This is a genomic window from Streptomyces caniscabiei (assembly GCF_014930365.1).
GTDB lineage: Bacteria > Actinomycetota > Actinomycetes > Streptomycetales > Streptomycetaceae > Streptomyces > Streptomyces caniscabiei.
This window is the reverse complement of the sequence record NZ_JABXWI010000029.1, coordinates 32,550-45,241: the sequence shown is the minus strand read 5'-3', so window position 1 is coordinate 45,241 and position 12,692 is coordinate 32,550. Positions and strand designations below refer to the sequence as shown.

Annotated in this window: 15 protein-coding genes and 1 tRNA gene; 11 read left to right on the top strand and 5 right to left on the bottom strand. The window is 71.5% G+C overall.

All coding sequences use genetic code 11. The features are described 5' to 3' along the window. Positions 1-29 precede the first annotated feature (29 nt). The 3 genes from HW837_RS44145 to HW837_RS44135 all read right to left on the bottom strand — a co-directional run bounded on the left by HW837_RS44145 (position 30) and on the right by HW837_RS44135 (position 3,628). Positions 30-533, bottom strand: a complete 504-nt coding sequence (locus tag HW837_RS44145) for a cupin domain-containing protein (RefSeq protein WP_093791078.1) — start codon at positions 531-533, stop codon at positions 30-32. A 64-nt stretch (positions 534-597) separates the two neighbouring features. Continuing rightward, positions 598-1,302 carry a GNAT family N-acetyltransferase gene (locus HW837_RS44140; protein ID WP_078853903.1) on the bottom strand — a complete coding sequence of 235 codons (705 nt, stop codon included), beginning with the start codon at positions 1,300-1,302 and terminating at the stop codon, positions 598-600. Further along, complete coding sequence (locus tag HW837_RS44135) at positions 1,292-3,628, bottom strand: penicillin acylase family protein (protein WP_193381323.1); 2,337 nt, start codon at positions 3,626-3,628, stop codon at positions 1,292-1,294. The genes HW837_RS44140 and HW837_RS44135 overlap by 11 nt, the downstream gene beginning before the upstream one ends. Positions 3,629-3,707: 79 nt before the next feature. Between HW837_RS44135 and HW837_RS44130 the strand changes: the two genes are divergently transcribed. The 6 genes from HW837_RS44130 to HW837_RS44105 all read left to right on the top strand — a co-directional run bounded on the left by HW837_RS44130 (position 3,708) and on the right by HW837_RS44105 (position 7,604). Next, the gene (locus HW837_RS44130; RefSeq protein WP_193381322.1) at positions 3,708-4,667 is read left to right on the top strand and encodes a siderophore-interacting protein; all 960 of its coding nucleotides are present in this window, start codon (positions 3,708-3,710) and stop codon (positions 4,665-4,667) included. Between the two features lie 45 nt (positions 4,668-4,712). Continuing rightward, the gene (locus HW837_RS44125) at positions 4,713-5,315 is read left to right on the top strand and encodes an HhH-GPD-type base excision DNA repair protein (protein ID WP_060884085.1); all 603 of its coding nucleotides are present in this window, start codon (positions 4,713-4,715) and stop codon (positions 5,313-5,315) included. Between the two features lie 221 nt (positions 5,316-5,536). Beyond that, complete coding sequence (locus tag HW837_RS44120; RefSeq protein ID WP_193382848.1) at positions 5,537-5,923, top strand: hypothetical protein; 387 nt, start codon at positions 5,537-5,539, stop codon at positions 5,921-5,923. 58 nt (positions 5,924-5,981) lie between these two features. Further along, positions 5,982-6,131 (top strand): hypothetical protein, encoded by a 150-nt coding sequence (locus HW837_RS44115; RefSeq protein ID WP_159040976.1) that lies wholly within the window; start codon positions 5,982-5,984, stop codon positions 6,129-6,131. Between the two features lie 331 nt (positions 6,132-6,462). Then, entirely contained in the window at positions 6,463-6,759 is a 297-nt protein-coding gene (locus HW837_RS44110) for a type II toxin-antitoxin system VapB family antitoxin (RefSeq protein WP_003999914.1), read from the top strand. 185 nt (positions 6,760-6,944) lie between these two features. Further along, positions 6,945-7,604 (top strand): LytR C-terminal domain-containing protein, encoded by a 660-nt coding sequence (locus HW837_RS44105; RefSeq protein WP_045562524.1) that lies wholly within the window; start codon positions 6,945-6,947, stop codon positions 7,602-7,604. A 78-nt stretch (positions 7,605-7,682) separates the two neighbouring features. Here HW837_RS44105 and upp read toward each other — a convergent pair whose 3' ends face one another. Continuing rightward, positions 7,683-8,318, bottom strand: a complete 636-nt coding sequence (gene upp / locus HW837_RS44100; protein ID WP_045562584.1) for a uracil phosphoribosyltransferase — start codon at positions 8,316-8,318, stop codon at positions 7,683-7,685. 353 nt (positions 8,319-8,671) lie between these two features. On the opposite strand from upp, the gene HW837_RS44095 reads away from it, so the two are divergent. The 5 genes from HW837_RS44095 (at position 8,672) to HW837_RS44075 (ending at position 11,344) form a co-directional block, all read left to right on the top strand. Beyond that, entirely contained in the window at positions 8,672-8,899 is a 228-nt protein-coding gene (locus tag HW837_RS44095) for a hypothetical protein (RefSeq protein ID WP_371271586.1), read from the top strand. Between the two features lie 451 nt (positions 8,900-9,350). Next, positions 9,351-9,875: a tRNA adenosine deaminase-associated protein gene (locus HW837_RS44090; RefSeq protein WP_045562522.1), complete on the top strand. Its 525-nt coding sequence runs from the start codon at positions 9,351-9,353 to the stop codon at positions 9,873-9,875. 152 nt (positions 9,876-10,027) lie between these two features. Further along, complete coding sequence (locus HW837_RS44085; protein WP_045562521.1) at positions 10,028-10,513, top strand: nucleoside deaminase; 486 nt, start codon at positions 10,028-10,030, stop codon at positions 10,511-10,513. Between the two features lie 78 nt (positions 10,514-10,591). Continuing rightward, a tRNA-Ser gene (locus HW837_RS44080) sits at positions 10,592-10,676 on the top strand. Between the two features lie 449 nt (positions 10,677-11,125). After that, positions 11,126-11,344 (top strand): hypothetical protein, encoded by a 219-nt coding sequence (locus HW837_RS44075; protein WP_193381321.1) that lies wholly within the window; start codon positions 11,126-11,128, stop codon positions 11,342-11,344. A 64-nt stretch (positions 11,345-11,408) separates the two neighbouring features. On the opposite strand, the gene HW837_RS44070 is transcribed toward HW837_RS44075, so the two are convergent. Further along, entirely contained in the window at positions 11,409-12,686 is a 1,278-nt protein-coding gene (locus HW837_RS44070) for a tyrosine-type recombinase/integrase (RefSeq protein ID WP_193381320.1), read from the bottom strand. Between the last annotated feature and the right edge of the window lie 6 nt (positions 12,687-12,692).

Sequence of the window (12,692 nt, the reverse complement as noted above, 5' to 3'; positions counted from 1 at the left end):
GATCCGCCCCCTGTCTGTCGGCCCCGCCCCTACGCCCGCCCCAGCTCCCGTATCTCGGCGGCCCGCTCCGGGTACAGCCGGGCCAGCTCCGCCGCGTCCCCGTGCTCGTACCCCTCGAAGGTGAACCCCGGCGCCATCGTGCACCCGAACAAGGTCCAGCCCCCGCCACCACCGCCCTCGCCGGTACGACCGCCCGGAACCCGCGCCCCCATCCAGGTCCCCGCGGGCACGACGTACTGCACGTGCTGCCCGTCGAGCACGTCCGGCCCGAGGACGACGGTCCGCGAGGAACCGTCCGGTAGGAGCAGCAGCATCCGGAGCGGATCGCCGAGGTGGAAGTGCCAGATCTCGTCGCCGGGCAGCCGGTGCAGGGCGGAGTAGTCGCCGGGCTCGGTGGTGAGCAGGGCGACGATCGCGGTCCCCTCGGGCCGCCCGTCGCCCCGCTCGGGCCCGGCCCACGTCTGACGGAAACGTCCGCCCTCGCGCGGTATGGGCTCCAACTCGTAGTGCGCTATGAGGTCTTCGGGAGTCATCCGCCCGAGGCTACGCCCACCACCCGAACTACTGACCGAACACGGTCTACTGGCCGAACACGGTCTACTTGCCGAACATGGTCTCCCGCCGCAGGAACGCCAACCGGGCCCGCTTCTCCGGCAGATACACCTCCGGCAGATCGATCTCCGGCAGCACGACGACCGGCCCGGCCTCGAACCCCTGGCGGGTGAACCGCGCGATCGCCTTCTCGTTCCGCTCGTCCGGATCGACGACGACCCGCCGCCGGCCCAGCCCGGCGAACACGTACGCAGTGAAGGCCGCCAGCACCGAGGACGACCACCCCGGCCGCGCTCCCCCGTCCCCGGCGGGCGCCAGCAGGACGTGGACGCCGATGTCCCCCGGCTCGACGTCGTAGCACTCGCCGACCCGGTCGGCCTCCGGCTCGTACGTCTGCAGCAGCCCCACGGGCTCGCCGTCGCGCACCGCGAGATAGGCGTGGTGCGTGTCGAAGGCGTCCATGCCCTCGTAGACCTCCCGCACCTGCTCCTGCGTGAGCCCGTTCATGCCCCAGAACGCGGCCCTCGGTTCCCGCACCCAGCCGTGCACCACCGCGGCATCGGCCCCGGCGTCCAACGGCAGGATCCGCACGGCCCCGAACCCGTCCACCACCTGCTCATGCACGGCCGCGCGATCGGCGTACGGCACGGCGGACCCCCGCGTCCCCCGAGGGGCGTGGTGCTCCTGAGAGCCGTGGTGCTCCTGCGGATCCCGCTGCCCCTGCGACGTCTTCTTCTCCTCAACGGTCATGGCGCTTCTCCTCGCTGCTGCCGCGGTCGGTGTCGTCGTCCTTGGTGAACCGGTCCCAGTCGGTGACGACCGGTACGAGATCGCCCCTGAGCCACAGGGGCAGCTGGTCGCGGTGGTGGGCGGACCCGCCGACGCCGGACGCCCCGAACGGCACCACCCAGAGGCTGTCCTCGCGCCGGGCGAGATCCCAGACGTACCGGGCGGCGGGCCCACGGGCGCTGAGGTCGGTGATGCCGGGAACGGCGGAGGTGCAGAGCACACAGTCGTGATCACCGGCGAGCCCCGGCTCGGGGGCGAGGTGCGGGCGGCCGTGGGTGCCGTCACCGGGCCCCTCGTCCGTGCCGACGCCGGTATCGACGTCCGTGCCGACGTCCGTGCCGACGTCCGGGAGCGCGCGCCACGGCACGAGCCGGTGGCTGTCGCCCCAGCGTCCCGACTCGCCGCCGGCGACCTCCTCCAGTGCCTCCCGCACCACGGCGACCCGGTCGATCCCGTACAACTCCTCGGCCCTGAGCAGATGTTCGAGCGCGAACCCGATCCGTACGGTGAGCGACAGCCACGGCCGAAAGACCTCGGGATACGCCGGCGGCACCGCGAGCGCCGCGAATGCGGGCTCCGCGGCGAGCCGCCGTACGACGGCCCCCCGCAGCGCCGCGTACTCCGCCGCGTCGACGCTGTCGGCCTCCATCCGCCGATCCCAGCGCGACAGCCGCTCGCAGAGCGCGGCCGCGGCCGGTGTGAGGAGCTTCGATCCCCCCGCCGATCCCCCCGCCGGTCCCCGCATCGCGACAGCGGCCACCGTCCTCAACAGGGGCTCGGCGGAGGCCAGATGGGTGTCCATGTGGATCGTGGGCATGTCCGCCGCGGACCACACCCGCTTCTCGTCCAGCAGGGCGCGGATCCGTTCCGCTCGGTGCGGCGGGGCGAACTCGACGCCCAACGGGGTCGCCGGACCACGCTGGTTGGCCATCACCGCGACACCGTCCTCGAACGAGCCGTACGGCGTCTCGTGCCACCCCTCCCACTCGTGCCCCGGCTCCCAGGCCGCGACGACCCGCGCGCGGTTGTCCCGGCTCCGCACCGGAACCCGGCCCGCCACACGGTGCAGCACCCCGCCCCGCGTGTCCGCGGCCTGTACGACGTTCACCGGCTCGGCCCACCGGTCGAACGCCCGGTCCACGTCGGCGACTTCACGGGCCCGGAGGAGCGGCAGCAGCGCCCCGATCCCGAGGTCCTCGGTGACCCGGGGCGGATACCGGAGGCTGAGGGGGCCGACCGATGCGAGGTCGTCGGCCGGGGCGGCGGAGTCGAGGCCTCCGATGACGACCGGTCCCCGAGCGGTCTCGATCACCTCGACCTCGACGGGCTCCCCGCCCGCGACCTCGATGACCTCCACATGCCTGTGCACGGCCCGCCACACCCCATCGGGATCGAGCGCCTCGACGACACCCCCGTCCCCGCCCCCGTGCCCATCCCCGTTCCCCTCCCCATCGCCGGCCCTGTACCGCAGCCGCTCCCGGTACAGGTCCTGGTAGTCGGCCATGGCGTTGGTGATGGCCCAGGCCACGTCGCCGGTGTGACCGAAGTGGGCGATGCCGGGCAGGCCGGGGACGGCCAGGCCGACGACGTCGAACTCGGGGCAGGAGAGGTGGATCTGCTGATAGACCCCGGGCTCCTCGATGAACCGGTGCGGGTCACCGGCGATGACGGCCTGTCCGGTGGTCGTCCGGGACCCGTCGACGAGCCAGCCATTGCTGCCGGAGGTGGCGGGCCCGTCGGTGGCGAAGAGCCCGACCGCGTCGGCGCCGAGATGCCGTACGGCCTCCTCGCGCCAGAGCTTGGCGGGGAACCCGGCGAACAGGATGTGCGTGGCGAGCCAGACCCCGAGGGGGTGCCAGGCCTCCCAGCGCCCGGGCGCGAGCCCGACGCGACCGAACTCCGGCGCGCGCCGACCTCCCGCGACGAGTCCGTCGTTCACGCCCTCCACGTACGCGCGGACCCAGTCGGCGCTCTCCGGGTCCGTGTTCTCCAGCCGGGCGAAGCCTCTTCGCGCCGTGTCCTCCAGACGAGCCCGTCTCGCGAACCGGTCCCAGCCGAGGGAGTCCTCGCCGAGGAAGGCGGCCGAGGTGCCCTGGACGCGGTGGCGTTCGACCTCCAGCTGCCAGGCCCGGTCGAGGGCGGTCACCCGGCCCTGGGCGTGGGCGAGGGCACGGGCGTCGGCGGCGCGCAGGTGCGGAATGCCCCAGGCGTCACGGAAAATCCCATACTCCGCATGGCTCGAATCGCTCCCCCGAGCCCGTCCCCGCACACCGTCACTGTCCCGCATCTCTATGTCCCGCCTGTGATTTAGGTTAGCCTCACCTAAGCAATCTGTGATCAAAGCGTACGTGAAGGGTGCAGAAGCCATGGGGCAGGGGCACGGTTGGGAGGGGGCGGTCCTCAAACTGCTCCGCGGCAAGGACTTCGTCTTCACGGTCACCGGTGCGGAACAAGTCACCGAGCACTACCGCCGGGTCCACCTCACCGACGGCGGCATGCTCGCGGTGACGGGCGTCCACCCGACGATGTGGGTCCGCCTCTGGTTCGAGGCCGCCGGCAAACCGCACCAGCGGGCGTACACACTGGTCGACCCCGACCCGGCCGTCGGCACCTTCAGCCTGGAGTTCGCTCTGCACGAGGGCCACGCCAGCGACTGGGCCCGTGCCGCGAAGCCGGGGGACACCATCGAGGCCACGGTCCACGGCACCGGCTTCACCGACCCCGACCCCACCCCCTCCCACATCCTCGCCATCGGCGACCCGGCCTCCCTCCCCGCCATCAACTCCCTCCTCACCGCCCTCCCCTCCACCCCGACGACGATCTGGTTCGAGACACCGGCGGAGTCCGAGTCAGAAGAGGCGTCGGAGGCGAAGCCGGAAGAGGCGGCGGGGGCGAAAGCGGCGGCGGGAGCGGAGGCCGGTACGGCGGCTGGGGTCGAGACCGGGTCGCCGGACACAGCCGCGTCCACGGTCGAGGTCGGGCGCGGAGCCGACACTCCTGTCCCCGGCGGCACGACAATCGCCGCCGGGGACAGGGACCGAGAGGCGGCCCCCGCCCTCCTCCTTTCCGTCCCCGGCGCGGGCGGACTCCCTCTCCGTCTCGACCCCTCCCACCACGACTTCCGCCCGGTCCCCCGCCAGGACGCCGGCGCACGCCTGATCACCCAGGTGAAGACCGACGCCCCCGCCCTCCTCGCCGGCACCCCCGCCCCGTACGTCTGGATCGCCTGCGACACGGCGACGACGCGATCCCTGGCGGCGTACTTCCGCAAGGAACTGGGCCTGTCCAAGCACCGCGTACACGCCCTGGGCTACTGGCGCCCGTGACGGCACCGGGCTGCGGCCGGCCGGTCGACGGGTGATCATCGGGGCATGAACGTCACCCTGCACCTCGCCCAGGACCCAGAGGCGGACGGCCTCCTCGGCCGGAGCCCCCTCGCCGCACTGGTCGGCATGCTGCTGGACCAGCAAGTACCGATGGAGTGGGCGTTCAAGGGCCCGTGGACCATCGCCCAACGCCTCGACGCGACCGACCTGGACGCCCATGAGATCGCGGCGGCCGACCCGGAGTCCTTCGTCGCGGTGCTCTCCACCAAACCGGCGGTCCACCGTTATCCGGGCTCCATGGCGAAGCGGATCCAGCAGCTGTGCCAGTACCTCGTCGAGCACTACGACGGGGACGCGAGCGCCGTCTGGCAGGACGTGACGACCGGCGAGGAACTCCTCTCCCGCCTCGAATCCCTCCCCGGCTTCGGCCACCAGAAGGCCCAGATCTTCCTGGCCCTCCTCGGCAAGCAGCTCGGCGTCCGGCCCACCGGCTGGCGCGAAGCCGCCGGCTCCTACGGCGACCCCGACTCCTTCCGCTCCGTCGCCGACATCAAGGGACCCGAGTCCCTGGCGAAGGTCCGCGCCCACAAACAGGAGATGAAAGCCGCCGCGAAAGCCGCGAAGGCCGCGAAGACCTCCGGCAAGTAACACCGCGCGCCACGCAGAAGGGCCCCCAAGCCCCCGGGCCCCCGGCCCCACCCCGGGCCGGGGGCCTCCCTTCGGAGCCTTCCCCTCGGGGGCCTTCCCCTCGGGGCCTTCCCCTCGGAGCCTCCCCTCGGAGCCTCCCTTCGGGCGCATCGCGTACGCCGGTTGAGCGGATCTCGCGCACCACCCGACACGCGCACCCGCGTCCCGGGAAAACATCCCCCGTGCACCCCGTCGCCCGCTCCCGCCCCACGGACACCCCCCGTGTCCGAGCAAGGCGGTACGCCCGGCGCAGAACCTGGCTGAGGGTGCTCGCGCTGACCGTCGCGCTCCTGGTCCCCACGGCGCACGCCGCCACCCACGCCGCCGCCTCCCTCCCACCCACGGCGTCGAGCGAACTCCCCACGACCGAGTGCGACCTCCTCGGGAACGCCCCCCGCCCCCAGGCCCGGCACACCCCTCGCCCGTCGGCCCCACCGCGCTCCCCCTCGCCCGTGTCCCCCGTCCCCACACCGGCGCCCCGGCACGGCCGCCCCTGCCTCCCCGCCCCACCCTGGCCCCGGCCCCCGTCCGCCCTGCACGCCCTGCGCTCCGTGGTCCTGCGCTGCTGAGAGAGCCCCAGCTCACGCGCCCCATCGACCACCATCAGCACAGGACAGGAGAACCCCCATGCCCGCAGACCCCTACACGGTCCTTCGCGCGCTCCTCCAGGCAGAGGCCGTACGCAGCACCCCCAAGCCCGAATCCGAACGGGCGTCCGAACACCCCCACACCCCGGACCGCGACGAGCGTCCGCGACGGGACCCGAACCACAGCTGATAACCACAGCTGGTCGACACACCCGACCGACACACCCGATCGACACCCACTCACGGTGAAGCGCCCTGGACCCGCTGAGCTTCAGGGCGTTCACCCGCTCCGCCCCCTCCGCACCCCACCGCCCGACCGAAGGCCGCACGACATCCCGGCGAAGCCCCGGAGAAGTCGCGGCGGCCTCTTCGCGCCCCCGAAAGAACCCCGACGAGCACCCACGATCCCCACCGAACCCCCACCAGAATGACCCTTTTGACCCACTTCGCGGCGCCTTTTCCGGGGTCGCACTCCGTCGCCATGGCTGCGCCCGGAACGTCTCGACCGGTAGGCTTTCCGTGTGATCTTCAAGCGCATCGGAAACGGCCGGCCGTACCCCGACCACGGCCGGGAAAGCACCCGGCAGTGGGCGGACGTCGCGCCGCGCCCGGTCCGCCTCGATCAGCTCGTGACGACCAAGGGGCAGTTGGACCTGGAGACCCTCCTCGCCGAGGACTCCACCTTCTACGGCGACCTCTTCGCGCACGTGGTGAAGTGGCAGGGCGATCTGTACCTGGAGGACGGCCTCCACCGCGCGGTCCGCGCGGCCCTACAACAACGCCAGGTGCTCCACGCCCGCGTCCTCGAACTGGACTAGAACCCACACCCCCCCACACCCCTCACCGCAGGCGACCCCCACCCGCGCACCCCCGGCCGCTCGGCCGCCGGGCCGCGTGCGTTGGCCCTTTCGGGTTGGACTGCAGCGCGGTGAATGATCATCTAGTAGGCATCGCCGTCCAACGGCACTACGCTGCGCCCATGAGCATGCTGACTCCTCCTGGCATGGGCGGCCAGTACCGGATCACGGGGGACAAGTACCCGAGGCTGCGCCGGCCCAAGAGGCGTCGCAGGCTCGTCCTCGCCGTCGCCGCGTCCGCGACCGCCCTCGGCCTCGTCGGCTGGGGAACCCTGCAGCTCATCGACGTCTTCACCGGCGACGGGGACCAGGCCGCCGCGGCCGGCCCCAAGGCGGACTGCGGGACCCGGGTGAGCCCGTCCCCGAAGGCGAGCGGCTCGGCCGGCAAGTCCGACAGCGCCATGACCGGTGCGTCGGCGAAGGGCTTCCCCGCACCCGGCAAGATCACCGTCAACGTTCTCAACGCCACGCCGCGCGCGGGCCTCGCCAAGGAGACCGCCGACGAGCTGAAGAAGCGCGGCTTCCGCATCGGCAACGTGGGCAACGCGACCAAGGAGTACGACAAGAAGGTCAAGGGCGCCGCGCTCCTGCTCGGCGCGAAGGCCGCCGAGGGCACGGCGCTGCCGGTGCTCAACACCCAGCTCGCCGGAGCCCAGCTGAAGACCGACGGTCGCAAGAAGGCCACCGAGGTGGACCTGATCATCGGCACCGGCTTCAAGGCCCTCAGCAAGCAGAAGGACGCCGACAAGGCGCTGGCCGACCTGACCAGCCCCAAGCCGACGCCCACCACGACGAAGACCTGCTGACCCCGTAACAGCCGCTGACCCCGTAACAGCCGCTCACCCCGTAGGGAACCGCTGCCTCCGTGGGAGCCGCCGCCCCGGCTACTCGGCGGCGCCGTACAGCCGGTCGCCCGCGTCCCCCAGGCCCGGCACGATGTAGCCGTGCTCGTTCAGGCGCTCGTCGACCGCGGCGGTCACGACCGTCACCGGGGTGCCCGCCAGCTCGCGCTCCATGATCTCGACGCCCTCGGGGGCGGCGAGCAGCACCACGGCGGTCACGTCGTCCGCGCCGCGGGCGATCAGCTCACGGATCGCGGCGACGAGGGTGCCACCGGTCGCGAGCATGGGGTCGAGGACGTACACCTGACGCCCGGAGAGGTCCTCCGGCATGCGGGTGGCGTACGTGGAGGCCTCGAGCGTCTCCTCGTTGCGGATCATGCCCAGGAAGCCCACCTCGGCGGTCGGCAGCAGCCGGACCATGCCGTCGAGCATGCCGAGACCGGCCCGCAGGATCGGCACGACGAGCGGGCGCGGGTGGGAGAGCTTGACGCCGGTGGTCGAGGCGACCGGCGTCGTGATGTCGACGAGCTCCGTGCGCACGTCCCGCGTGGCCTCGTAGGCGAGCAGGGTGACCAGTTCGTCGGCGAGACGACGGAAGGTCGGGGAGTCGGTGCGCTGGTCGCGCAGCGTGGTGAGCTTGTGAGCGACCAGGGGGTGGTCGACGACATGGAGGCGCATGTCCACAACAGTAACCGGGGCGACAGCCGCGAGCGCCCCCGCACGGTCCGCCCCTCCCGATGGCATCAAACCCCCCATCGGAGGGAAAGTGGGATGAACAGAGCGGCGCCCGAACGAGCCGATGCCTGACGTTCGCCCACTCCGGAAACGCCGCCGATCAGCAGCCGACGGCCGAGCGGGGGCACATGACCGACAAGCCAGTACGAACGGCGAACGGGACCGCGAGGACCAGGGGCGGGCCGACCCGGGCACCCCGAGCCCCCGGGCAGGCGGGCCGCCGAACCGGGGCGCCCCGCGACACCGAGCAGCCGACGGACCGCGCGACACAGAGGGGCGACCAGGTGGCGGGAACGATCGAGGGAACGGTGAAGGGGACGCTCGCGGGAACGGCCCAGGGCCAGGGAACGGCCGAGGGGGCGCGCGAGACCGGAGCGGAGAGCGAGGCGGCGCGACGGCGGCGGCGGGCGCAGTTCCTGCGGGAGCTGACGGAGGCACGGGAGCTGCGCGACCGCGTCCAGCCCCGCCGCGCCAAGGCCGCACGCCTCCGCCACGCCATGCGCATGCGCACGTTCCGCTGGTGAGCCTCGGGGGCCCGGGGGGCCCGGGGACACGCCCCCGCCCCCCTCCGTGATCCCCCGTGATCCTCGCGATCCGCCCCGCGCACCACTGTCCGCCCTCCCCGGAGCCACCCACGGAGACCCATACGGGGCCCGTATGGGAGCCCATGGGGGCCCATGTGGGGGCCCATGTGTCGGGTTCGTGGGGTATGTGTGGGGCGTTCACGGGGTGGTCGTGCATATGCGGCCAGGAACTCCGCGTACGATCCGCTGGTGGCGGCAACAGGTGCGCAGGTGAACGGCGGACCCACCGGCGATCAAAAGAGCCGGACACAGGGAGCCGAAGACGTCCCCTGTGCGCTCTGTTTCTGCCACGATTCCGAGTGGGTGGGGCTCGGACCGCAAGCCTCCCCACCCGCAACCTCCGCCGGGGGGACCCCCGACCGGCACACCTATGACCAGTGGGAGAGTCACGGTGTACTTCGCCGCACTGCTCGCGCGCACCGAAGACGGGTGGGAAGCGAGCGACACAGAGCTCGACGATGTGGAAACCCTGTCGGATCTGGCCGACCTGGCCCGTGAAGCCTCGCCCGACGACGACACGGTGCTGGTGCTCATCGAGCAGGAGGACGCGTGGTTCGGCGTCGTCCGCATCGATGGTGAGGACGACCCTCGTATCTACGTCTCGGACGCCGCCGCCGCTGCCCGCAGCAGCTACGGCGAGATCCTGCTCACCGACGAACTGCTCGGAAGGGATCCGGGCGACGACACCGCCGACCTGGACTCCCTCGACCTGGACGGCACGGAGGACGGTGAGCCGGACGACGATGACGACGACACGAGCGCCGAGGCCGTCCCGCACAGCCCGGTCGGCGACACCGAGATCCTCGACGACCTGGGGGTGACCGAGAAGGAGCTGCGCGCCCTCGACGCCGACGACGCCCTCAACTCGATCGCCGAGGCCCTCGGAGCGTCGGAGGTCCTGGAGACGGTCCGCTGACTCCGCCGCGTCCGTCGGGGCAGTCTCGGCCGGCAGGTCCAACAGGTCCAACGGCTCCGTCGGGGCCGACCGGCGCAACGGGTGCCACCCGCGCGACCGGCGGCGACGCCTCGGGTGGCGCCGATCCCGTACGTGACCGCTGGCGGGCCGCGATGCGGCTCGCCCTGGTCGAGGCCGGGCGGGCCGCCGAGGGTGGTGACGTCCCGGTCGGTGCGGTCGTCCTGTCCCCGGACGGCACGACCGTACTGGCCACCGGTCACAACGAACGCGAGGCGACCGGCGATCCCACCGCGCACGCGGAGGTGCTCGCCGTCCGCCGCGCCGCCGCGGCTTTGAGGGATTCAGCGGCGCGAAGCGCCTCCGGCAAGGGTGGTGGCGGGAGACGGGCGGGCGAGTGGCGGCTGACCGGCTGCACCCTGGTCGTGACCCTCGAACCGTGCACGATGTGCGCGGGCGCCCTCGTGCAGTCCCGGGTCGACCGCGTCGTCTACGGCGCGCGCGACGAGAAGGCCGGAGCCGCCGGCTCGCTCTGGGACGTCGTACGCGACCGTCGGCTCAACCACCGCCCCGAGGTCGTCGAGGGTGTCCTCGCCGACGACTGCGCCCGACTTCTCACCGACTTCTTCCGCACCCGCTGACACCCCCTCCGCACCGGCCTCCGGTCCCGCCCGATTCCGATTTCAAACCACGCCGCACCTTGCTGTAAGGTCTCCCTCGGTAGCGTGTCCGAGCGGCCGAAGGAGCTCGCCTCGAAAGCGAGTGTGGCGCAAGTCACCGAGGGTTCAAATCCCTCCGCTACCGCTGGTAGACGAAAGGGCGGTCCCGATGGGGCCGCCCTTTCGTGATCTTCCGTCTCAGTTTCCGTCTCAGTTGGCCGCTCGTTCGCGTTCTGAAGCCCTCGCGCCTTACTTCCCGAGCCGCACTGGGGAAGGACCGGCCCCTAAAGCGCGGCCTCCACGCGCCGCCGCTCCTCGATGCAGGAGTGCGGGCGCGTCCCCAGGAGAGAAGTCCGCACTTGCCTATGGGCTGATCGATGAAGACTTCGGGGGTGATAAGTCCCGTTTAGTAGAGATGTTGCCCGTCTGTCTATGGAGTGTGATCCCCCACAAACCCCCGGTTCTGTTATGTGAGTCGGGCTCGAACCCAGGAGGATTTCGGTGACCCGATGAGCCCGCCGGACAACTTCCTACGGCCGTTCCGGCGAGCCATCGATCAGGTCGCGCGTTCCCTTCACAGAACAGGACCCACAGGTGGACGGTACACAGCAACACCCCGGCGAGGCTCGCCTTTCGAAGGCGACCCTGGTCACGCTCATCGCCCTCATTTCCATGCTTGCTGCCCTTATGGTGGGCATTTACGCCAGCCGTGTGGGCGACCTCACGTTCTACGAAGCCTCCGGTGCTGGGGGCGGGGCGTTTGTCATCGCCTTCACGCTCGGAATGATCATTTTGGGCTACCTGCGGGAGTGACACTCCGCCGGACTGAAGCCGGGGCCGCCCACCGCTGGAATTCCCGTCGGGCGGCCCCAGCGTTTCAGTGGACCGGCGCGAGGGCCCCGGTCAGCCCATCGTCATCGTCGTCCGGCGCATCTCCGGTCGGCTTCCAGATGAGTCCGTCGACCTGCCGGGCGACGTCGTTCCGGACAGAGTCCACCATGTGCTGATACCGCGCGGCCATGGCCGTGGTCGACCACCCCATGAGCCCCATGACGGCGCGCTCGGACACTCCCAGGATCAACAGAACCATGGCGGCGGTGTGCCGGGCATCATGTAGTCGGCCGTCTCGTACCTTCGCGTGGCTGAGAAGTTCCTTCCAGTCGTCGTAATCCGTTCGGGGTGAAGTGCCCCGGCCGGTCGGTGTCGCGAACAGCCACCCCTCATCCGTCCAGTCCTCTCCGGCCGCCGCGCGTTCGGCGGTCTGCTTGGCCTGATGCACCCGGAGTAGATCAACGAGCTGTGCGGGCAGACCGACGGCGCGCCGTCCCGCACGGGACTTCGTGTCGGCCGTCTCGGGGTTCGTCCGCTGACGCTGCGGGCAGTAGCCGGCCTTCCGGCCGCAGGTGTCCCCGCACCCGTGGGCGTAGCGCGGCCGGCGGCGACTACGCCGGACCATCATGACGCCCCGCTCCAGGTCTACGTCAGACCACTTGAGGCCCAGTGCCTCCCCCTGCCGCAGACCGAGCGCGAGCGCCACGGCCCAGCGTGCGGAGTTCCGGCGGTCGTCGGCGGCCCGCAAGAGCCGCTGAACCTCTTCAACGGTGTAGGGCTCGACTTCCTCTTCCCGGACGCGGGGGGCCTTGGCGAGTTGGACGGGGTTCCGCCCCAGGTGGCCACGGCGTACCGCTTCGTTCAGCGCGGTGCGGAAGGTGCGGTGAATCTGGTGGATCGTTCCGGCCTTACGGCCGTCGATCATCATGTTCCCGTAGAAACGCTCGATGTGTTCCGGCCTCAGCTTGTCCAGCCGGTGAGACCCGAGCGCGGGGATCAGGTGCTTCCGGACGGCCACGCCGTAGCCGACCATGGTGTTCTCGTTCACCGCGAGGGGAGCGATCGTCTCGACCCAGTGGGTCAGCCACGTCGTGACAGTCCACGCCTTCCCCGGCTTGGCCAGAGTCTTGGCCTCGCGCTTCTTCTCCAATTCGCGGACGGCCGCCGTCACTTCGGCGCGGGTCTTGCGTTCGACGTGGCGCCGGTCGGGGCGACCGTCGTCGCGGATGCCGACGGTCACTCGTCCGTGCCATTTCCCGTCGGTGCCCAGGTAGATGGAGGATCGGCCGTTGGGCTGCCGGGTGCGCTTCTTCTCTTCTGCCATGCGTAC